Raw genomic sequence first — 20671 nt, forward strand, 5'->3', positions numbered from 1 at the left:
GGAAATATGAGTGGGTTTGAATAGAACAGAAACGAAAAAGCCCAGTCGAAACTGGGCTTTGGTTAGGTAACGATGCTTACTTAAGTACAGCGGTGTTAGTTACACCCGTTAGCATATCGTCCATTAGGAAGTCAGCATTTTCCATCTGCATCTCTACATGATGGTCTAGGTCCGCTAACGTACCGCCAGGAGAAGCGAATGTACTGTGTGTCGCAGTTGCATTGAACTGTACAAAGCTCGCAGAAGGAGACACGGTTGTGCTCGAACTGTTCACCGTTGTTAGTCCTAGTTTCGCTGCTAGAGGTTCAGTACCCGCAAACGGTGCATTGGCTACGTTGTTTGGCACAGTATCGTCACCATCGACTTCTGTCATAAAGAATGGTGTTGAAAGCGAACCTGAAGCCATTAGGTCACTCGCGTTAGTAAATGGATCAACCGTATCTAGCGTCGTCTGCGCAGCGTAGATAAAGCTAGAGAAGCCAGACTCAAGTGCCGCTAATTGTGCTTCTGTTGCTACTTGCTCAAATGTTTCGTAACACGCTTTATCTGATAGCTCTGCACAAGATGCATCAGCATAGCTCGCGTACTCAGTTGATGCTGCATAAGCTAAGTTGTGTTTGATCTGTGGACCAAAGTTAGACGAACCAAGCAGTAGGTTACCAATTTGGCCACCTGCGTTTTGAATTGATGCGCCGCTGAATGTGTACAACGCGTCTGCCGTTGGGCTACCCAATGTGTTGTTCGCCGCCGCTACAGCAGAAGTACCAACGATGCCACCCAATGAGTGACCAAGCATCTTGACTTTTGAACCCATCATTGGGTTAAAGCCTTGAAGCGGGCTGCTTGCTTGGAGGCCAGCTTGCGCTGAAACCACTAAGCTTGCACGTAGACCAAGAACATCAAGTACGCTTTGGCGAAGGTTATCACGCGCTACCGCTAGGTTAGACAGGTTTAGGTAAGCCAGTACATCCGCATTTGCTGAGCGTTGGTCATCTAGGCTACGAGTACCGTGGATAGGCAGGTCAATTGCGATAACTGCAACACCGGCTTTCACCATGTTGAACGCAAAAGAGTAAGCGTTTTCTTTGGCTGACGTGATACCGTGTTGGTAAATCACAACCTCTGTAGGAGTCCCAGTTTCTGGCGTAAACAGTAGGAACTCCACGTCTTCTAATGATTTAACCACAGGTACTGGAGAGTATCGAGTAATAATGCGGTCGCTATCTAGTTGAGTGCCGTCTGATAGGAACAGCGTAGAACCAACCAGTTTCAACTGTTCGGTTGGATCGGTTGCTAGCTTGGTCACATCAACAGGATCATCAGCAAATACACCAGTAGACAGTTGTTGAACCATGTTCGCTTGTTCTGCAGGATCCGCCAACGCTGCACTTAGCTTCGCTAGGCTAGGCATTGCAGAAACCATAGGCTGCATGTTCCAATCTGCGCCTTTCTCTAGGTAATGCGGTAGTCGCACCACACCCTGAGTAACATTCACATCGACAGCTGCGCCAGCGTACAAACCTTTGATCGCTGTCTTAGCGGCATCAAGATCGCTGATGTACTTGTTGAAGTCTTCATCGGCATCTAGTGCTGTAACAAAGTCTTGCGTTGTACCCAATGTCATTGTGTATGCTGTTGCTAAATCGACAGAACCTTCATTCGCATCGTTCTTGTAAACCGTGTTTAGCGTATTTGCACCTGTTGCAAAGCCTGTTGCTGTCACGCCTTTTACTGCGGCAAGCGTATCGCCGACAGACTGGGTGCTAAACCATGAAGAGTAAACGATGTCTGCTGGGTTCACGCTCGCTAGACCGAAAATGCCTTCTACAGCAGTTGTTGCCGCTTGGACTGAAGCTAGGTCACCAGTCTCGTAGACAATCTCTTTTGATTTACCTGTCGCGTAGCTGCCTGAAGTGCCGATAGGGTTGCCGTTAACATCCTGAATCGCTTGAGTTACTGCGAAAATATATTCACCAGATTCATCAAGAGAATTCATGAATTGGATGTAAAGCGAGTTGCCGCTTGCTTGCACAACGAAATCTGTGCCAAGTGTTAGTACTTTTTCAATTGGGTTTGAAGCACCATCCCAGTCAGTCAAGCGTTGGTTGATCTTAATAACGCTAACGCCTGACGTAACAAGACCATCAGCGAAACCATCGCCATTAAAGTTAAGTACGATAGGCATTGATGTTGACCAGCCATCCATGGTGTTCATTGCCGCTAACGGGTTAGTTAGAGCGTCATCACCACCAGTCGGAAGACCGAGTGTTCCGTCTGTTGTATCCATCAATAGGTAAGATGGCGCAGGAACATCTGCATTGGCACCTTGAAGTGTAAAGCTGATAGACGTGTTACGGTCAAGAAGCGCTTGAACTGCTGGCTCAAACGTGACTGTATCCGATGTGCCTGAGCTAGAGGTATCGTCACCACAACCTGCAAGTAGGATTGCAGAACAAAGCAGTGATAGTTTAAACGTGTGTTTCATTGGTTTACTCCGTTAATCCTGATTATTTGAAGGTGTAGTTCACTTGAACAGCACTGATGTAAGCAGTACCTTCTGAGTCGAATGTGATCTCTTGATCTGCTGCGTTGGTTTCAGTGAACGAGCCGGACTTACTCTTAACAAAAGCAAAACCTGCATCGAAGGTTAGGTTCTCTTTCATTGCATAAGTCACGCCTGCGCTGTACCAGAAACGGTCGCTATCAGGGATACTCAATGTTGCTTCACCTGCTTGTTCGTCGTATGCGATACCAGCGCGAAGTGTCCATTGATTGTTTAGTGTGTATGTACCACCGAAGGAGTAACGGTTGTTGTCTTCATATTTCTCAGGTTTAAAGAAGCACACGCCATCAACACAGTCTTTGCTGGTTGCTTTTAGCTCTTTAAATGTGCTCCAGTCTGTCTGTTGCCATCCGTAGTGGATCGCCCATTTATCATTTAATTGATGGAATGCTGACAATTCGATAATGGATGGGAGAGAGATTTGTAAACGGCCATCGACTTTTGACGCATTAGCGATGCCAGAGTCATAGCTGCTGAATTCACCTTCATCGAAGTCTAAATCCACTTTGGAACGGTAGCCGAATCCAAAACGGTTGTTTTCATTCAATTCGTAAAGGGCACCAATGTTCCAACCGAAAGCGAAAGTATCGCCTTCCATGCCGATTAGGTTGTCAGATTTTTTGCTTCCTGGGCCAAATAACGGCGCCAATGCGCCTTTGTGGCGAGTAAGCTCTGCATGTGCGTAAACAATGTTAATACCACCACCAACGCTAAACTGTTCGTTGATGCGGTAAGCAATATTCGGGTTAATGTTAACCGAAAGTAGGGAAGTATCACCCGCCATGTCACCAGCAGAAATGTCATCTGGGTAATCGGTCGCGACACCGTAGGTGGTGAACATGCCAATACCCCAAGCCCATTTGTCGTTGATTGGGCTGATGTAGTAGCCAGCCGGAACGATTTGTAGTGGGGCAACGTCGTTAGCGTGTTCTTTATGGAAAGTGTCATAGACGTTAACTTCAGGATCGACGACAGAGAGCGCGCCTGAAAATTGAGCTTCTTTAAAAAGTGTCATCGCAGCTGGGTTGCGTGCTAATACGCTCGCATTGTCGGCTACTGCGCCTTCAACTGAAAATGCTCTACCAAGACCAGAAGCCGAGTGTTCGGCCACCTGAAAGCCCGCAGACTGGGCATTACACGCAAACAATATTGAAATTGTAAGCAGAGAGCAGTGCTTCTTGTTCATCCTTGACCCTCCTAGGGTGTCATTATATTAGACCGAAGTCTTTGTATTTGTTGTGTGCCTTTTACACCAGTTGCTGTCGGTTCGATTTACAACTGCAATGTAAATATAATGTTAATTGTATGTTTATTAACTTGTCAAAGATCAGACGTATATTGCGTTTTAAATTTGATGCATAGGTCAAACCGCAATTAATAAGGCCATGTATTATGGTGATATTTTTGTAAAGAATGGTATGACCAGAGTTGTTTTGTAAATCTTATGAATAAAAGCTAATCAAATACGTGTTGTTAACATGCTTTTCGTTCGATGCCATTGCAGGCATAATTCGCACTTTGTGTTTATCGCATTGGAAATCGCGTTGGAATTACTACACATTGAATTTTTAGGAAAGTCGCTCAGGCTTGAAGGCTCTATGGCAGGTTGGCAACAACTGTTTTGGGATAACACTTTAGTGTCGCAGATTGCTGCGAGCGATGATGACTCAGGCAAGACACAGCATGAGTTCAAGCTCACTGCTGGAGAGGACGTTTTACATTGCCAATTGAGCTGTGAACTAAACTGGCAACCATTTGATTTTAAGTATCAAGCGACAGTAAATGACTCACTGGTTGTCGAAGGGACTCGTGACGAAAAAGACATCGAACGCCAAGTACCGGTAGAGCCGCCACCGGCAGAAAAGCGTTTTAGTCTCATTGGTATTGTGTCGCTCGGCATGAAAGCGTTGAAAAGCGCGAAAGTCATTAAGGTGGCGTTAGCCTCTGCAAGCCTTGCGGCATACTCATGGCTGTTTTCGATTGAGTTCGCTCTCGCATTGGTGGCGTGTTTAGTTTTTCACGAATATGGCCATATCCGAGCAATGAAGTACTTTGGTATGAAGACCAAAGGCATTTATCTCATCCCATTTTTAGGTGGCTTAGCGCTAAGCGATGAAAAAATAAACACACGTTGGCAAGATGTGGTTATTTCAATCATGGGCCCGTTCTTTGGATTAGTCCTCAGCATTCTATTCACTGTCTTATATTGGATGACAGGGGAGATGATCTTTGCGGGCCTTGCTGTGTTTAACGCCTTATTAAACCTCTTCAACTTGCTGCCGATCTTGCCATTAGATGGCGGACATGTTCTTAAAAGTATCACCTTTTCAATGAATACATGGATTGGTTTGGCAGGGAGTATTGTCACGGCTTTGCTCGGTATCTACATCAGTTACACCTTCGGCTTAACGTTGCTTGGCTTCTTGCTATTGATGGGGATGTTAGAAGTGGTGATGGAATGGCGAACCCGACACCACAGTCATTTACTGCCATTAACCCGATATGGGCAACTGTTCTCGTTTGCTTGGTACTTGGTTTCAGTCGGAGGATTTATTGCCATCATTTGGTACTTCGCCGGGTTAGGAGACAGCTTACTGAGCTTGCCTTTGCAGATCTTAGGTACGTAGACCCATTAAGTAAAAACACAGACGAATAAAAAGAGCTCCGAAATGGAGCTCTTCTTGTTTGCGGCTTAAGGATAGTTCTTAGTTAGAATGCCTTGGGTTTTGAATCAACCACACTTGGGTGCTTTAACGTTAGATGCTGGCAGCGTTTTAATGGTTGCCTGTAGATCTCTAATACGAGTGCTGTGCGATGGGTGAGTTGAGAAAAACTCTGGTGGTTGAGCACCACCTGCAACGCTCATGTTTTTCCAAAGATCGACACTTTGGTTAGGATCGAAGCCAGCTTTTGCCATAAATCCAAGGCCAACAATATCGGCTTCAGATTCTTGAGTTCGTCCATAAGGAAGAATCACACCGTATTGAACACCCACACCAAGCGCCGCCATCGTCATCTGCTGGTATTGCTTGTATTCAGACGCACCGATTGCAACATTAGCAAGTGATAGCCCTGCATTGGCTAACTGGCTTTGAGACAAACGCTCATTACTGTGATCAGCTAAAACGTGTGCGACTTCGTGACCGATTACCGTTGCAAGTTGATCTTGGTTTTTCGCCACTTTCAGTAAGCCGGTATAAACACCAATTTTACCGCCCGGTAAAGCAAAGGCGTTTACCTGAGGGCTGTCAAACACGACCACTTCCCATTCTTTGAAGCCTGCTTGAGGCGGAATCGTGTTGGTGATTTGTTTCGCGACACATTGAACGTAGGCATTGGTCTTTTTGTCTTTACTGATTGGTATCTCTTTCTTCATTTGGTCGAATGATTTTGCGCCGAGCGATGACATCTCTTGGTCGGAAAACATCAAAATTTGGTTACGGCCAGTGGGCGAAGAGCTACACGCTGTTAGACCTGCAACGGTCAAAAGTACTGAGGCTTTAATCCATGTTCTCATAGCGGGGTCCATATAAATATTTTTTGTTTTGTACCAATAGTATAACGCTTAGTAAAGAAACGTTAAGTCATTATGTTGATCACGTTGAGACTTGCGTTTGACCTTGAAGTCGCGATGCGATCAGGACTATGCTAGGCGCACTTTTCATAGATAAATCGTCCAGTGCGATACGGGACGAGACAAGAGCGAAAAATGAGTATTTGGAAAAAGCCAATTAACTTAGACATTCTTAACGCCACCTCAAAAAATACCATGATGGAGCATCTGCAAATCGTCTATACCGATTTCACTGATGATTCACTGAGCGCGACCATGCCTGTGTGCAGCTTTACACACCAACCACTGGGTATGCTGCATGGTGGCGCATCCGTTGTACTTGCGGAAACGCTTGGTTCACTTGCTGCGAATTTCTGTGTGGAGGAAGGCAGTTACTGTGTTGGTTTGGACATTAATGCAAACCATGTTCGTGCGATGCGTAGTGGCCATGTTATTGGTACCGCAAAGCCTGTTCATTTGGGCGTGTCTACTCAAGTGTGGCAAATTGAAATCACCGATGAACGCGAACGTTTGGTTTGTACGAGCCGTTTGACGATCGCAGTAAAACATCCGAAAGAAAAACCAGCTCAATAAGAGAATACTGCTATGGTCATTGAATTCTCTTTAGGAAAAATCATTGCAACACAGCGTGAAATTGTTATCAAACTTACGGGTAGAGCGATGGTTACTTTGCAAGCACAAACTGATGCAATTCAGCTACTTGGACGTGGAGCGAATGTTGTTTTGGCTCATGGTGCGGAAACGAAATGGTCGATCAAACTCGACGATGAAGATCAATTACGCCAACTAGCGCAAGAAATTGGCATCGACATTCAATAATTTGCACGTCTGAGTTTGCACTTTTCACAAAAAATGAGGAAACTTAGTTTATCGTTATGAAAACTAAAATTTCCTCTTTATGAGTAGCCCTCGTTTACGCGTTCAGTTCGAAACGCTGTTTGAAAAATTTTCTGGTAATGACACGGATGTTCAACTCGAAGACATTACCGAAGCACTCTTTTGTACTCGTCGAAACGCTCGAATCGTCCTCAATAAACTAGAGGAAGAAGGGTGGATCGAATGGCATCCTGCTGCAGGCCGAGGCAAGCTTTCTAAACTGATCTTCAAGCGCAATCGTAGCGATGTAAGTGAGAATCTTGCACGTCGTTACTTAGACGAAGGGAAAATAGGTCAAGCCCTTGAAGCGCTCGACAACGATGCAGCTAAGCTCACTCAGGTTATTCAGGGCTATTTAGGTCTGCAACATCGACAAGGTGAGCAGGTCGTTCGCTTGCCTTACTACAGACCGCTTTCTATGTTGAACCCGCAAAAGCCAATGCGCCGCTCAGAGCAGCATATCGCGCGTCAGGTGTTCAGTGGCCTTACAAAACTCGACGATAACGAGCAACTTCAACCCGATTTAGCGCATTACTGGGAAGCACTTTCAGATACACATTGGCGCTTCTATTTACGTCGTGGTGTTCGTTTTCATAATGGCGAACTGCTGACAACAGTCTGCGTTATCGAAAGTATTGGGGCGTTAAGCGAACTCAACTTATTCTCTCACATAGAGAAGGTCATCTCTCCAGAGCCTTGGACGGTAGATATCCACTTAGTACGCCCTGATAAGTACCTGCCACTCGCATTGAGTGAGTCACAAGCCAAAGTCTTATTACCAAGCAACTTACGTTCAGAAGAATTCGATAGAAAGCCAATCGGCACAGGCCCATTCCAAGTAAAAGTGAATGATGACAAACGCTTAATTCTGACGGCGTTTGATGGCTACTTTGGCCTGCGTCCACTCTTGGATCAAGTTGAAGTTTGGGTAATCGACGAAGCTTACTCTTCGATGGTTTACCCAAGTTTGACTAAGCCACAAATGGATAAACAAGCCTCGACGGATGAAGTCGAGCTCGATCCCGGCTGCACGTTTCTACTACTGAATAAAAATACAGGTATTGCAAAAGACCCAAGATGGGCGGAATTTTTGAGTCAAACCTTGAACAGCTACCAAGTGTACTCCCATGTGCCTCAAGACAAGGTCATTGAACTAGGAGTGCTGCAAGCATTTGGATTAAAGCCTGGGTGGATTGACCTTAAACCGACAATGTCCGGTGACGCGCCCCAGAAAGAGAAAACCATTTGTGTCGCTTACCAAAAGAAACACCCTATGTTTCCTGTTATCGCTAAAGCGATCAAAACTTTGCTCAAGCCTCATGGAATTGATGTGGAGTTCATTCGTTACGATACTCAGCCGCCTTCACCAGAAGAAGTGGATATTTGGATCAAAGCAATGGGCATTGCGACCAACCGTAACGACGCACTTGCAGGTTGGCTGTTGGATTACAGCGATATTGATAAATTTAGTGCGGGTTATGATTTCTCCGGTTGGTCAACGCTGGTGGATCAATGGAGAGCAGGGCAACACACGGACTTTCCTGCGCGAGAGTTAGGCAGACAACTGGTAAAGAGCTGCCAAGTGATCCCGATGTTCCATTGTTGGTTAGGCGTGAACAAAGACCACAGTGGTGCGCTGCAAAACGCCAAATGTAACGCTTTAGGTTGGTTTGATTTCAGTACAGTGTGGGTAAAACCGAAGATAGAGAAAGATGGCGAAACCGAATAAGAAGCAACCGACCAAAACGGTTGAGATATTTTGTGCAAAATGTAAAACGCAGCTGTTTAAATATCGCAAAGGCGGTAAAGGGGCATTAGTGAAGTGCTTTAAAGAACGCATTGTTGAAGATTTCACCAACACACCTTGCATTTGCCCAGGTTGTGAACAAGAGTTTGCAAGAGACACATTAGTAAGAGGAACACCTGCCTACAAGATGATTGGCGGCAAGGTGACGATGAAATAAGAGTCAGTTATGAGCGAACAACATGAATACTGCATGGTATTGAGTACCGCAGGCACGCAGAAGAACCGAGACGAGATCATCAAAGGTTTGCTGGAAGGGCAACTTGCTGCTTGTATACAGACCATGGCAATAGAGAGCCACTATGTATGGAAAGGGGAAGTGTGTAGTGATAATGAGTGGTTGTTGATCATTAAAACACGCAAAGACTTATACGCATTGGTCGAAGACAAAATAAAAGACCTGCACGAATATGAGGTGGCTCAGATCGTACAGGTCCCCATTGTAGAAGGTTTTAACCCTTATTTAGAGTGGCTTCGCCAATCGACGTTGAGTTGTCAGTAGAAGCAACGACAATATCGCCTTGCGATCCCAGAAAGGCAATTCCCTCATCACCGCCTGCAATTTCCGCATACCACCATTCAATAATCTCGTAGCCAGCCGCCAAAGACATAATGGCAAACAAAGCAAACCAACAAGCAAATCCAACACTGATCTTTTTCTTATTAATTAGATATTCAGCAATCGGGTAAGCGTATAAGCCAATCGAGAAGTGAGCAACACGGTCAAAGTTATTGCGCTCCGAGCCAATTAAGTTGTTGAACCAATCAAACGGAACCTCTGCAAACGTGTATTTGGCACCAATGGTGTGAAGACAAAGCCAGATAAACATCAGTACATAAGCGGTATTGCTGAATTGGTAACGAATGGAAAGCGCCCAAATGGCAATGAGAATACCGATGGCAGGAACGATCTCTGCAAACCACACCGCACGAGAGCTTGGCTCTAAGGCAGAAAACAAAAATACAACGGCGTAGAAAATCGTTAAACCCAATAAGGTAGAAGTGCTTTTCATAGAGAAATTGATCCTTCAATTGAAATCTGTGGTTATGATTACACTTAATTGTACAGTGTGCAATTGTTTATTTTGCAGGGGAGATGCTTACTTTTTATGTTGATATATTGCCAAACTGCTCAACAATAAAACGTTTGCGCGTAAACATTTCATTAAAGTTTGATTTACAACATGGCCATCCATAGAATTCATCGCTCAGTCTAATAAAAAAGAAGTAAAGTCATGAAACTGGAAACTGTCGATTATCTTGCTGACGATGCTGCTCAACAGTTCGTCACCTCACTGCGCGAAACGGGCTTTGGTGTTCTTAAGAACCATCCAATTCCACAAGAGCTCGTCGAGTCTATTTACAAAAATTGGTACGAGTTTTTCTGTTCTGAACAAAAAAACGACTTCCAATTTAATGTTGAAACACAAGACGGTTATTTTCCACCATCAGTTTCTGAAGTCGCGAAGGGGCACTCAGTTAAAGACATTAAAGAGTACTTCCATGTTTACCCTTGGGGTCAAATGCCAGAGCAGCTAAGAGAAGAAATTCTTGAGTACTACGAGCGCGCAAATGCCTTTGCTCAAGAGCTTCTTGGATGGGTTGAAGAGTACGCACCAAAAGAGGTTCAAGAGAAGTTCTCTATCGCTTTGTCTGAAATGATCAACAACAGCGATAAAACACTATTGCGTGTTCTGCATTACCCACCAATGACGGGTGAAGAAGAACCAGGCGCTATTCGTGCGGCAGCACATGAAGACATTAACCTGCTGACTGTTCTGCCAGCAGCAAACGAACCTGGCCTTCAGGTAAAGAGCAAAGAAGGTGATTGGTTAGATGTACCGTGTGACTTTGGTAACTTGATCATTAACATCGGTGACATGCTACAAGAAGCATCAGGTGGTTACTTCCCATCTACGACTCACCGTGTGATTAACCCAACAGGTGGCCGTCAAGAGAAGTCTCGTATCTCGCTTCCATTGTTCCTACACCCGAAGCCAGATACGGTTCTGTCTGAGCGTTACACAGCGCATAGCTACCTAATGGAACGCCTAAGAGAGCTTGGCGTTATTTAAGCTAACGAGATCCTCCTTCAAAAGGCTGACGGTTTATGACTGTCAGCCTTTTTGTCTTTATGGTACAAATTGACTAGCTTTAATAACAGGTACTTAAAACGGTTAGGGGATACATGGACGAACAATTCGACGTTTGCCAAAACGGACAGCAATACATGGAAAACGCATTGTTGTGGCCGATTCTAGAAATTCTCCGTAAACAACCAACGAGTTGGAAGGTGCACACACTTGCGCAAGAGCTCAGTGAGCACGATTATATTCCTCAGTTAGATCCATCTCCGGATAAAGACCTCTTTAAGCGCAATTTCTTGTTGATGAACGCGCTCTATCAACTGCAAGAAACGCTTTATCCTGAAGGTTGGCTACAAGTTGAAGCGATGAACATTGTGCTAATGTCTGCAATTGAAGCTTCCCGTCACAGCATCGACATCAATGACCCACTCAGAGAATACTACCTTGATTGGAAAAATTACGAAGCCGATGAAGGCGAGGTACGTAGACTGCTCAATGATTTTTGGAGTCGATATCAACGCTACATCGGTGGAAACACTTCTAGCGATTTGGACCGAGCGAAGGCGTTGAGTTTATTTGAGTTGGGGTCGGAGGCGACTCGGACAGATATTCGTAAGCAGTGGAGAAAGCTTGCGTTACGGTGGCACCCAGATCGCGAGAACGGTGATGCAGATAGGTTTCGAATTCTCTGCGATGCTTGGAATGTACTGCGTAGCGGATAAAACAAATATTAGTTACAGTGTGACGTTATTTATCCATTTACTATCAGCTAGATACAAAAAAGGCAGCGTTCATCGCTGCCTTTTGCTATTTGTCTTGTGCAGTATTAACGAGAAGGTTTGAACTGAGACTTGCGCATGCGGTTTAGGGCTGCCATTACGTCTAATGTGCGTGGTTTTGCTAAGTCACCTTGTTTAGGTAGTGTCGCGTGCCATTCGCCAGAAAGCATGTCTTCGATTTCTTTTGCTGGGTGGTTACACCAACCCGGAAGTTGGGCAATTTGGAACCACAACCAACCAATCGTGTTTACTTCATCCGCGGATTCTAGCTGTTCAAGTGCACTTAGGTCTGCGAACTCTTTACCAAAGCGAAGAGAATCTTTGCCTTTCGCGTTAACGCGGAACTTACCGTCTGTCAGAATGTTCATCAGTGCTACTCGGTTCAATGCTCGAGGGCGGAACGTTTGCAGACTCTCTTCAGATTCGTTATGACGCTGAGTAGGGTGTTGAGCAATCACTTGTTTTGCTTTTTCAGTTACATCAACCGCTTGGTAGTCGTGCATTTGTATTACGGTATCTGCAACGTCTAGGTAGTCACCAGAACCACCCATAACGATGATGGTCGAGATCTCTAGCTCATCACGTAACTGGCCGATACGATCAACTAGTGGCGTAATTGGCTCATCACCTTTTGCTACCAACGCCTGCATGCGCTCATCACGGATCATAAAGTTGGTTGCTGAGGTATCTTCATCGATAAGTAACGAACTTGCACCTGCCTCAATAGATTCCTGTAGCCAAGCCGCTTGAGAGGTAGAACCTGATGCGTCTTGTGTAGAGAAATCAGCCGTGTCTTTGTCCATTGGCAAGTGATTGATGTAGTTCGATAGGTTCAAGTGATGAACACAACGACCATCTTCCGCACGAATCTTCATCGCATTTCCATCTGTCACGATGTATTCGCGGCCATCGCCTGGAATATTATCGTAGATAGAGCGTTCAACGGCGTTCAACAACGTCGATTTACCATGGAAACCGCCACCAACAATCAAAGTAATGCCTTTAGGGATACCCAAACCCGTTACGTAGCCTTTGTTAGGCGCGTGTAGCGTAACTTGAAGGGATTCTGGCGCTTTGAACTCAACCGCGTCTTTCATCGGCAAGTCACAGTTACCTGCAATACGTGGAAGGATGCTGCCATTCGCCACAAAAGCAACCAAGTTGTTTGCTTCTAGCTGTTCACGCAGAGATGCTTGGTCTTCAATCACTTTACAGTGCTCAATCAACGCATCTTTGTTCAGTTCACGTTCTAGCGTCGCGCGACGGATAAACTTCGGCAAGTAGAAAGTAAGGATGTTGTTGGCTTTCTTACCAAGAACAGAACGACCTTCTGCAGGCAAGTTAACGCGGAAGCGAAGTTCAATGCCTTCTTCAGTGAAAAGCACGGCGGTGTTGTCTAGAACGGTTTGGCCGCTTAAAGAGATTGATACTGCGTTCTCTTGTTTCGCAAACTCGTCAAAGCTTCGAGCGATAAAGTCACGAGCCGCACGCTGAAATGCAGGTGATTCATCTTTTAGCCATTCAAGACCGGTTAAAGACCAAGCGCGAGTTGCACGTAGACGAGAAGCAGATGCGTATGGGTCGCCTTGAACGTAATCAATGTACAAGTCGAAATCACCGAAGTCGTATTGACCCTTGATTTGTTGGTATGCGCGGTAGTTCTGCTTTTCGATTTTCTTAAGCGTGGCAGTCAACTGATCCATGAAGATAATGGCCTTTTTATTGGAAGCGGGCGGCGATTATAGAAACCACCGCCTGCAGAGTAAAGGAAATGCTTAGGAAGAATAGGTGTATTGACCACCTAAAAGGTTTTGATTAAACAAACTTTGTTCAAATTCATTGCACGGCATAGGTTTACCATACAAAAAGCCTTGTCCAATATCGCAGCCTTCATTGATCAAAAACTGCTCTTGTTGGGCTGATTCAATGCCTTCTATGACCAGTTGTAGATCGAGCTTTTTCGCAATGTGTATGATTGAACAAATGATGGCTCTGTCGTCATCAGATTTCTCCATTTGCTGAACAAAGCTTTTATCGATCTTAATCGCGTCAAAAGGGTATTTCTTCAAATAACTGAATGATGCGTATCCTGTGCCAAAGTCGTCAAGTGACAGTGTCACACCAAGGTTGTGCAATTTATTCAATGTGTTACGAGCCACGACTTCATCTGCAATCAACGCACTCTCAGTCACCTCTAACTCTAGGAAGTGTGCCGGCAAGTGGAAGGTTTCAAGTAGGTGTTCTATTTGCTCAGCGAAATTAACGTTTTGTAATTGGATAGGAGACACGTTCACTGCAATCTTGAAATTGTCCACCAGCTCAGACCACTGTTTGGCTTTATCAATCGCGGTTCGCAAGACAAAAGAGCCGACTTCAAAAATCAATCCGTTTTGTTCTGCCATGTGAATTAATGCTTCGTTGGATACATCACCCAAGACAGGATGACGCCATCGTAGTAGTGCTTCAGCACCAATCCATTTGTGCGTATGTGGAAGAACCTTAGGTTGGAAGTACAGCATTAAGTCGTCGTTGCGAACGGCTTGTAATAGGTAGCTTTCAAGCTGATTGTGATTGTTCAGTTCTTGAGTGTGACTCTCACAGAAGTAGTTGTACGATTCACCAGACTCTTTACACAGCAACATGGCATAACAGGCGTTTTGCAGCAGTTGTTTGGCGTGACTGTTTCTGTGCGCTTGAACGACACCAATATAAGAGTGAAGGTGGACTTCGTTTTCATCAATATGGAAGTTGCCGACGCTGACATGGGTGATGTCTTCAAGTAAGTGTTGGACTTTTGATTCGATATCTTCACCAGAGACAACAATCACCAAGTCGTTTGAACTTGGACGGCCAGTCACAAAATAACTGGATTCGTTGTGACCTAGGCGGAAGCGAAACTCTTTCAATACCTCGTCAAAGGCTTCAAATCCGTATTTTGTTTCGATGCTGCGCGCGTTACTAAAACCGACGTTAATCACCACCAGAGATTGTTGGTCATGGTTCATGTTTTCTAAGATGTGGTCTAACACTTCTTCAAGTGCAACGCGGTTTAAAAAGCCCGTCCCATGATCGTGGGTTTGTTGATAGCTTACTTGCTTTTCTGCGGCCTTACGTCGGTCGATTTCTTTTGTTAGTGAGTAGCTAAGTTGGGCGAGGTCAGTCGTTCTATTCTCGACTCTATTTTTCAGTTCGTTATTTAAGCGCAGTAACTTATGTTGTTGGAAAACGACGGCTAGTTGCGCCTCTATGGATTCTTTAAATGTACTCAATAGTTCTCGGTAGGTGTCATTGTACTGATTTTCTTTGGTATCGAGCATACAGATGGTGCCGAACGTTTCCCCGTTTGGCCAATAGAGTGGTAAGCCACAATACGAAATCATGCCGAGCTGAATATCAGGGTTGTCTTTCCACTCGTCATCAATGAGCGCATTAGGAACAATGAGTTCGCGTTTGTTTTTAATGACATGCTCACAGTAAAGGCCATGACCAAGTTCTTCTTTGTCGCCAACTTTATAAGGGTTGTTATCCGTCTCGCTGGAGGTATTTACTTCAATGTGGTTTGGGTGGATACGCATGATCAGCGTAGTTGGGACATCCGCGATGCGCGCGAGCAGGTTGACGATATTTTGCCAGCTTTTCCGCATGGATTCGGGTATTTCATAATCTAATGTTTGCAATGTACCCATATAGGTCATCCTTTCCCGTAATTTCACGTCCTGTGAATGAATATCGTTTTTGTTTTTACGCGAGCTTGTTATTTAACCACTCGTTTATTTAAAGTATAGGGGGGGCGGATTCGGAAACAAAAAAAAGTCCCGAAAACCTTTCAGGACTTTGAATTACTTGGCACTATCTCAATAGTGAGACGCTTTAAATTAAGGCTTTAATGCTTTCAGAGTCTTCATTGAGATGTCTTGAGCATAATCGACACCCTCAAAGTTAAAGCCGTTCAGTTTCATAAACTCGTCTTTAAAGCCTTCGTAATCACCGATATCAGCGAAGTTGTCTGCGTTCATTTGCTCTAAAAGTGCAGAAACTTCTTCTTGTACTTGAGGATCTAACTCAAGATCATCGATACGAATTAAGCGTTCGCCATCAACGGGTACTTTGTTTTGGTCGTAAAGCTTTGTCGTGAACAGACGTTGCATTTGCTCAATACAACGCTCGTGAGTACCTTTCTCTTTCATTACGCGGTATAGCGCAAGTAGATAAGGGCTCAGGGCAGGGATGAACACACTTGCCTTGGTGACGAGCGCTTTACACACTGTTGCGTAGGCAGCGCCGCCAAAGTTCGCCATCTTCATGTTCAATGCATGGCTGGTTTGGTGAAGGTCGACTTTTGCTCGGCCTAACGTACCGTCTAGGTAAATTGGGTGTGTAACTTCTGGGCCCATGTAAGAAAAGGCAATCGTCTTACAACCCTTGGCAACAGATTCTGAGTTGATCAGTGTGTCTATCCAACTTTCCCAGTCTTCACCACCCATTACTTTAATCGTGGCTTCAGCTTCTACTTCTGTTGCTGGCTCCAATGTGGACTCTACCCATTGATCGTTTTCCAGCATGATTGAAGCGCCCGTTACCGATTCTCCAATTGGCTTAATGACACTACGCCAAAATTCTTCAGATTCAGGCTTAGGGCGAACGCCTGTTGCTAAGCTGTAAATCACTAAATCTACTTCACCCTCAAAGTAGGTCTCAATGGCTTCAATAACTTGGCTGCGAACTGAGTCTGAGAAAGCATCACCAACGATGTTTACTGCAGTGCGTCCATGATGAATGGCTTCTTCTTTAAAAAAGATGTTGTTGTACCAACCAGCACTACCGACACCTTTGTCTGACGGTCCGCGTTCAAATGACACGCCAATGGTGTCTGCTTCAGCACCGCCAAATGTAAGGGCGATACGGGCGGCCAAGCCAAAACCTGAAGACGCACCAATGATCAAAACACGCTTGGGGCCATTTTTGATCTGCGGTGCTTGTTTAACGTATTCAATTTGCTCTTTGATGGAAGCGCGGCACCCATACGGATGTGCCGAACGAGCTACAACACCTTGAATTAACGGTTCTATTTGCATTTTTATTATCTAACCTTGGTGAATAATACTTTCGACAGGGTAACGTAAAGTTAGGTAAAACTTATTGAGCTAGACCAGTAAAATTAGAGATGTTTAACCAATTCTTCGGCGACGAAGTCGGCAATGAAAGGTTGAGCTTCCGGTTTAGGGTGCAGGCCATCGTCCATCATCCATTCTGGTTTAACGATGACGTGCTCTAAAAAGAATGGCATTAACGCGACTTGTTGATGCTCGGCGAGTTTCGGATAGATATCGTAGAACATATCACTGTATCGCTTACCATAGTTCGGTGGGACGCGGATTTGCATCATGACAACATCCGCACCAGAATCTTTGATCATGGTAATCATTTTCGATAAGTTCGACGTAATAACATTAGGTGGAAAACCACGAAGGCCATCGTTGGCGCCGAGTTCAATTAGAACAAGGTCCGGCGTGTGTTGCTCAAGAAGAGAGGGTAAACGAGCCAAGCCATTGCCAGTGGTGTCTCCGGAGATGCTGCCGTTTACAACTTTTACATCTTGGCCGTGTTCTAATAGGGCATCAGGGAGTAAGCTAGGCCAGCTCTTCTCAATCGGCATCTGATAACCAGCGCTCAAGCTGTCGCCCAAAACAAGTAACTTTTCGCTCGCATGTGCGGTGGCGGAAAGGCAGAAAAAGAGAACTAAGGAAAGTATACGAATCATGCAAACACCTGTACTTAAAGCACCTATTGTTCAAGCTAATTTAGTTTCTAAACAAGTCTCTACTAATCAAGAACAATTAACAATCCTTAAAAATGTAAATGTTGACATTAGAAAGGGTGAGAAGATTGCTATCGTTGGCACCTCTGGTGCCGGTAAATCGACGCTCATGACGCTGCTTGCTGGGCTAGACACGCCGACGTCTGGTGAAATCACGTTACTTGGACAAGAGCTATCTAAACTGGACGATGAAGCTCGCGCTAAAATCCGCGCAGATTCACTGGGGTTTGTGTTTCAAAGCTTCTTGTTGATCCCGAGTTTGAGCGCACTGCGTAACGTGACTCTTCCTTGTCTTTTACGTGGTGAATCTGAAGATGATGCACGAGCGACAGAACTACTGACAGCGGTAGGGCTTGAGAAGCGTCTTGACCATTTGCCAAGTCAATTATCCGGTGGTGAACAACAACGAGTTGCTCTAGCTCGCGCATTCATGACTCAGCCAGAACTGTTATTCGCCGATGAACCAACGGGCAACCTTGATCATCAAACGGCAGAGAAAGTCATTGAGCTTCTGTTCGACCTTAATGAGCAGCATGGCACGACGTTGATCTTAGTGACGCATGACAGTCATTTAGCGAGTCGCTGTGACCGTGTCTATCGTATGGAAGCGGGTGAGCTAAAAGAGGAGGTGCTATGTCCGTGATCTCCTCAAGTGAACAAAGCTCTGCATCAAACAACAAAGCTCATCAGTCGCCAAATAAAAGCTTGGTTCGTTGGAGCTTTGGGGAAATACGTCAAGGTAACTTGTGGCCGATAAGTGTCGCACTCATTCTTGTTATAGCCAGCATTTTTGCTTTGTCTGCGTTGGCAGAGCGAATGGAACAGGTCATCGTTAAGCAAGGCAAAGACGCATTGACAGCCGATGCTGTGTTTGTTTCAGCAAACCCCATTCCGGATACGCTTCTTACTTCAACCAAAGATCTTGAACGCTCGACCATGACGCGCTTTGCAACCATGGCGTTCAGCGATAATGGTATGCAGCTTATCTCAGTACGCGGAGTCGATGGGCAATACCCATTGATGGGTGACTTGGTTTTGGACAATGACTCATCAGGGCACATCAAGCCAAATCAGTTGTGGTTGGATGAGAGAATCATGGCACAATTGGATGTTGATAAGGGTGACGTTGTCACTATAGGCGACGCCGATTTCACGGTTTCCGGTGCCGTTTTGATGGAGCCAGGATTGAGTTTCAACCCTTTCCAACAAATGCCTTCGGCTTACATCCACAACAGCGACGTTGATAAAACAGGCGCGATTCAAGTAGGTAGCCGAGTACAGTATCGTTTATTCCTTAAAGGGGATGATGCAACACTGACGCAACTGCAAGACATCACTGAGCTTTCGCCAAGTGATCGTTGGCGTACTCAGGATACGGCAAGTCGAAGCAATGAGGTGTTTGAACGTACAACGCAATACCTTTCTTTGACCGTAGCGATTGTCATCATCATGGCGGCAACCACGTTGGTTTTGACGTGTCAAAGCTACGTAAACAGCCGGACGCAAACCATCGCGATGTTGAAAAGCTTAGGTGCGAGTCGCCGTTGGATTGAAAAGTGGTTGTTGATTCAAGTTACCATTTTGCTGGTCAGTGCAAGCATTGTGGGCTTGTTACTGGGTAGTGGTTTGGAGTACTTGTTACGAATACCACTCAAGGACTTGCTGCCAAATCCATTACCTAGTTACGGTGTCACTCCATTTTTAGTTTCTGTTGTTTCAGCGGTCCTGATTACGGTTCCTGCGCTGGGGATTCCGTTACTTGGTTTGATCAAAACGCCGGCTTTAGAAGTTCTGCAGCAAGGTTCAGGTAAACGTTCATGGAAGCGTATGTGGTTAGTGTTGGTTCCTGTGGTGCCATTGCTTATCCTTTACGCGAACAACACACTCGTTTGGATTGTACTTGCGGGAATCGCCGCATTGTTCGTTGTACTCGCCATGATGAGTGTGATGTTGACCAAGTTGTTCGCTCGCGTTTCAACTCGACCTGCAATGAAACTAGCCTTAAGTCGCATCAACCGTACGCCCGTGACAAGTGGATTGCAGTTTGGTGCGTTATCGCTGTCATTGATGTTGCTTTCAATTATCTGGCTTGTACGCAGTGACATACTTGCCGATTGGGCGAGAACACTCCCAGCGGATGCGCCTAACGTCTTTGCATTGAACATCGCTGATTACGAACTTGATAGCTATGTGGAAACATTGGACAAAAATGGCGTGACGCGGTCACAAGCTTTTCCGATTATTCGAGGACGCTTGGCCGAGATTAATGACATGAGCGTCAAAGAGATCAAATCTGAAGGTCAGGGCTCTGATGCGGTGAGTCGTGAACTCAACCTTACTTGGGGAGATTCTCTACCAGAGTACAACGACATTCTTTCCGGAGAGTGGACCAACAAAGGTAGCGTATCGGTAGAAGCAGAAGTGGCCAGTGAGCTTGGCATTGAGTTGGGCGACAAATTACGATTTGTGATCAACAGTCAGAACTTCGATGCGACAGTCGACAGCATTCGTCATGTTGAATGGCGAGATATGAAGCCAAACTTCTACTTTATTTTTTCTTCGGATGTTATGGCGAGCTTGCCAGGTTCTTACCTGATTAGTTACCGCATTGGCGAAGAGAATGAAGCGCTCTTGGCATCTATGTCACGTGAGCACCCAACTGTTTCAGTGCTAGATATACGAACGATGGGCGATAAAATCCAAGAGCTTATTCAGCAGATTGTGTCAGCCATTACCATCTTGGCGTTGTTAGGCGTTGTCGCTGGTTTATTGTTGATATTCACATTGCTTCGATTGAGCTTGTCTCAACGTCAGCAAGAAATTCGACTTTACCGAACTCTCGGGTCTAGCAAAAAACGGATTAACACGACATTGTGGGCGGAATACGGAATTATGGCTCTCGTCGCAAGTGGTGTTGCGGTATTTGTTGCCGAGCTTTGTGTCGCTGCGGTGATGAAGTATGGCTTCGAGTTGAATGCGCAAATCCACCCAGAACTGTGGATAGCTTTACCATTTGCTACGTTTGCCGTTCTCGCCTTGGTCGTTATGAGTCTTTTGAAAAGATTGTTAACGCCAGTAAACACTTAATTAGCTTGTAATAAGCCAAAACGGAAGCACTCCATGACAGTTTTATTTTAGTTATCCACAAAAACAGTGGATAACTTTTGGGA

Annotated in this window: 17 protein-coding genes and 1 pseudogene; 10 read left to right on the top strand and 8 right to left on the bottom strand. The window is 45.3% G+C overall.

Going from position 1 to position 20671, the window contains the following annotated elements; genetic code table 11:
- Positions 1 to 76: 76 nt before the first annotated feature.
- Together ATB78_RS16340 and ATB78_RS16345 are read right to left on the bottom strand one after the other, a co-directional pair.
- A complete protein-coding gene (locus tag ATB78_RS16340) occupies positions 77 to 2485 on the bottom strand; it encodes a VolA/Pla-1 family phospholipase (protein WP_061009245.1) in 2409 nt (802 codons plus the stop codon).
- Positions 2486 to 2507: 22 nt separating this feature from the next.
- On the bottom strand, positions 2508 to 3749 hold the full coding sequence (locus ATB78_RS16345) for an outer membrane protein transport protein (protein WP_061009246.1): 1242 nt from the start codon (positions 3747 to 3749) through the stop codon (positions 2508 to 2510).
- 412 nt (positions 3750 to 4161) lie between these two features.
- Between ATB78_RS16345 and ATB78_RS16350 the strand changes: the two genes are divergently transcribed.
- On the top strand, positions 4162 to 5190 hold the full coding sequence (locus ATB78_RS16350; RefSeq protein WP_045414089.1) for a site-2 protease family protein: 1029 nt from the start codon (positions 4162 to 4164) through the stop codon (positions 5188 to 5190).
- 104 nt (positions 5191 to 5294) lie between these two features.
- Here ATB78_RS16350 and ATB78_RS16355 read toward each other — a convergent pair whose 3' ends face one another.
- A complete protein-coding gene (locus ATB78_RS16355) occupies positions 5295 to 6080 on the bottom strand; it encodes a M48 family metallopeptidase (RefSeq protein ID WP_033005025.1) in 786 nt (261 codons plus the stop codon).
- A gap of 192 nt (positions 6081 to 6272) precedes the next feature.
- On the opposite strand from ATB78_RS16355, the gene ATB78_RS16360 reads away from it, so the two are divergent.
- From ATB78_RS16360 to cutA, 5 genes are all read left to right on the top strand, one after another.
- Entirely contained in the window at positions 6273 to 6710 is a 438-nt protein-coding gene (locus ATB78_RS16360) for a hotdog fold thioesterase (RefSeq protein ID WP_061009247.1), read from the top strand.
- A 12-nt stretch (positions 6711 to 6722) separates the two neighbouring features.
- Positions 6723 to 6956 (top strand): DUF3389 domain-containing protein, encoded by a 234-nt coding sequence (locus ATB78_RS16365; protein WP_061009248.1) that lies wholly within the window; start codon positions 6723 to 6725, stop codon positions 6954 to 6956.
- 79 nt (positions 6957 to 7035) lie between these two features.
- A complete protein-coding gene (locus ATB78_RS16370) occupies positions 7036 to 8742 on the top strand; it encodes an SgrR family transcriptional regulator (protein ID WP_061009249.1) in 1707 nt (568 codons plus the stop codon).
- A complete protein-coding gene (locus ATB78_RS16375) occupies positions 8726 to 8977 on the top strand; it encodes a hypothetical protein (protein WP_009704455.1) in 252 nt (83 codons plus the stop codon). The genes ATB78_RS16370 and ATB78_RS16375 overlap by 17 nt, the downstream gene beginning before the upstream one ends.
- Positions 8978 to 8986: 9 nt before the next feature.
- Complete coding sequence (cutA, locus tag ATB78_RS16380; protein ID WP_009704454.1) at positions 8987 to 9319, top strand: divalent-cation tolerance protein CutA; 333 nt, start codon at positions 8987 to 8989, stop codon at positions 9317 to 9319.
- Here cutA and ATB78_RS16385 read toward each other — a convergent pair.
- A pseudogene (locus ATB78_RS16385) lies at positions 9281 to 9830 on the bottom strand (DUF2238 domain-containing protein). The gene cutA and the pseudogene ATB78_RS16385 sit on opposite strands and share 39 nt — an antisense overlap.
- Before the next feature lie 222 nt (positions 9831 to 10052).
- Here ATB78_RS16385 and ATB78_RS16390 point away from each other — a divergent pair.
- Positions 10053 to 10892, top strand: coding sequence for a 2OG-Fe(II) oxygenase family protein (locus ATB78_RS16390; protein WP_009704452.1), 840 nt, complete (start codon positions 10053 to 10055; stop codon positions 10890 to 10892).
- Positions 10893 to 11005: 113 nt separating this feature from the next.
- The gene (locus ATB78_RS16395) at positions 11006 to 11626 is read left to right on the top strand and encodes a DNA-J related domain-containing protein (RefSeq protein WP_061009251.1); all 621 of its coding nucleotides are present in this window, start codon (positions 11006 to 11008) and stop codon (positions 11624 to 11626) included.
- A 104-nt stretch (positions 11627 to 11730) separates the two neighbouring features.
- Here the strand turns inward: ATB78_RS16395 and ATB78_RS16400 are convergent, their stop codons facing one another.
- The 4 genes from ATB78_RS16400 to tesA all read right to left on the bottom strand — a co-directional run bounded on the left by ATB78_RS16400 (position 11731) and on the right by tesA (position 17444).
- Positions 11731 to 13386, bottom strand: a complete 1656-nt coding sequence (locus tag ATB78_RS16400) for an ABC-ATPase domain-containing protein (protein ID WP_061009252.1) — start codon at positions 13384 to 13386, stop codon at positions 11731 to 11733.
- 72 nt (positions 13387 to 13458) lie between these two features.
- On the bottom strand, positions 13459 to 15369 hold the full coding sequence (locus tag ATB78_RS16405) for an EAL domain-containing protein (protein ID WP_061009253.1): 1911 nt from the start codon (positions 15367 to 15369) through the stop codon (positions 13459 to 13461).
- 189 nt (positions 15370 to 15558) lie between these two features.
- Positions 15559 to 16758 (bottom strand): enoyl-ACP reductase FabV, encoded by a 1200-nt coding sequence (fabV, locus tag ATB78_RS16410; protein WP_061009254.1) that lies wholly within the window; start codon positions 16756 to 16758, stop codon positions 15559 to 15561.
- 83 nt (positions 16759 to 16841) lie between these two features.
- Entirely contained in the window at positions 16842 to 17444 is a 603-nt protein-coding gene (gene tesA / locus ATB78_RS16415) for a multifunctional acyl-CoA thioesterase I/protease I/lysophospholipase L1 (protein ID WP_032802023.1), read from the bottom strand.
- Between tesA and ATB78_RS16420 the strand changes: the two genes are divergently transcribed.
- Together ATB78_RS16420 and ATB78_RS16425 are read left to right on the top strand one after the other, a co-directional pair.
- Complete coding sequence (locus tag ATB78_RS16420) at positions 17443 to 18144, top strand: ABC transporter ATP-binding protein (RefSeq protein ID WP_005435141.1); 702 nt, start codon at positions 17443 to 17445, stop codon at positions 18142 to 18144. The two genes, tesA and ATB78_RS16420, sit on opposite strands and share 2 nt — an antisense overlap.
- A complete protein-coding gene (locus ATB78_RS16425) occupies positions 18135 to 20588 on the top strand; it encodes an FtsX-like permease family protein (RefSeq protein WP_061009255.1) in 2454 nt (817 codons plus the stop codon). The genes ATB78_RS16420 and ATB78_RS16425 overlap by 10 nt, the downstream gene beginning before the upstream one ends.
- Positions 20589 to 20671: the final 83 nt, after the last annotated feature.

This window comes from Vibrio sp. CUB2, from assembly GCF_001557945.1.
Classification (GTDB): Bacteria; Pseudomonadota; Gammaproteobacteria; order Enterobacterales; family Vibrionaceae; genus Vibrio; species Vibrio owensii.

What these genes read in the sequence shown, in the direction of transcription:
- ATB78_RS16340 (WP_061009245.1), bottom strand. Translation starts at nt 2,485, where the DNA reads ATGAAACACACGTTTAAACTATCACTGCTTTGTTCTGCAATCCTACTT.
- tesA (WP_032802023.1), bottom strand. Translation starts at nt 17,444, where the DNA reads ATGATTCGTATACTTTCCTTAGTTCTCTTTTTCTGCCTTTCCGCCACC.
- ATB78_RS16375 (WP_009704455.1), top strand. Translation starts at nt 8,726, where the DNA reads ATGGCGAAACCGAATAAGAAGCAACCGACCAAAACGGTTGAGATATTT.
- ATB78_RS16370 (WP_061009249.1), top strand. Translation starts at nt 7,036, where the DNA reads ATGAGTAGCCCTCGTTTACGCGTTCAGTTCGAAACGCTGTTTGAAAAA.
- ATB78_RS16390 (WP_009704452.1), top strand. Translation starts at nt 10,053, where the DNA reads ATGAAACTGGAAACTGTCGATTATCTTGCTGACGATGCTGCTCAACAG.
- ATB78_RS16400 (WP_061009252.1), bottom strand. Translation starts at nt 13,386, where the DNA reads ATGGATCAGTTGACTGCCACGCTTAAGAAAATCGAAAAGCAGAACTAC.
- ATB78_RS16355 (WP_033005025.1), bottom strand. Translation starts at nt 6,080, where the DNA reads ATGAGAACATGGATTAAAGCCTCAGTACTTTTGACCGTTGCAGGTCTA.
- ATB78_RS16425 (WP_061009255.1), top strand. Translation starts at nt 18,135, where the DNA reads ATGTCCGTGATCTCCTCAAGTGAACAAAGCTCTGCATCAAACAACAAA.
- fabV (WP_061009254.1), bottom strand. Translation starts at nt 16,758, where the DNA reads ATGCAAATAGAACCGTTAATTCAAGGTGTTGTAGCTCGTTCGGCACAT.
- ATB78_RS16405 (WP_061009253.1), bottom strand. Translation starts at nt 15,369, where the DNA reads ATGGGTACATTGCAAACATTAGATTATGAAATACCCGAATCCATGCGG.
- cutA (WP_009704454.1), top strand. Translation starts at nt 8,987, where the DNA reads ATGAGCGAACAACATGAATACTGCATGGTATTGAGTACCGCAGGCACG.
- ATB78_RS16350 (WP_045414089.1), top strand. Translation starts at nt 4,162, where the DNA reads ATGGCAGGTTGGCAACAACTGTTTTGGGATAACACTTTAGTGTCGCAG.
- ATB78_RS16395 (WP_061009251.1), top strand. Translation starts at nt 11,006, where the DNA reads ATGGACGAACAATTCGACGTTTGCCAAAACGGACAGCAATACATGGAA.
- ATB78_RS16360 (WP_061009247.1), top strand. Translation starts at nt 6,273, where the DNA reads ATGAGTATTTGGAAAAAGCCAATTAACTTAGACATTCTTAACGCCACC.
- ATB78_RS16365 (WP_061009248.1), top strand. Translation starts at nt 6,723, where the DNA reads ATGGTCATTGAATTCTCTTTAGGAAAAATCATTGCAACACAGCGTGAA.
- ATB78_RS16420 (WP_005435141.1), top strand. Translation starts at nt 17,443, where the DNA reads ATGCAAACACCTGTACTTAAAGCACCTATTGTTCAAGCTAATTTAGTT.
- ATB78_RS16345 (WP_061009246.1), bottom strand. Translation starts at nt 3,749, where the DNA reads ATGAACAAGAAGCACTGCTCTCTGCTTACAATTTCAATATTGTTTGCG.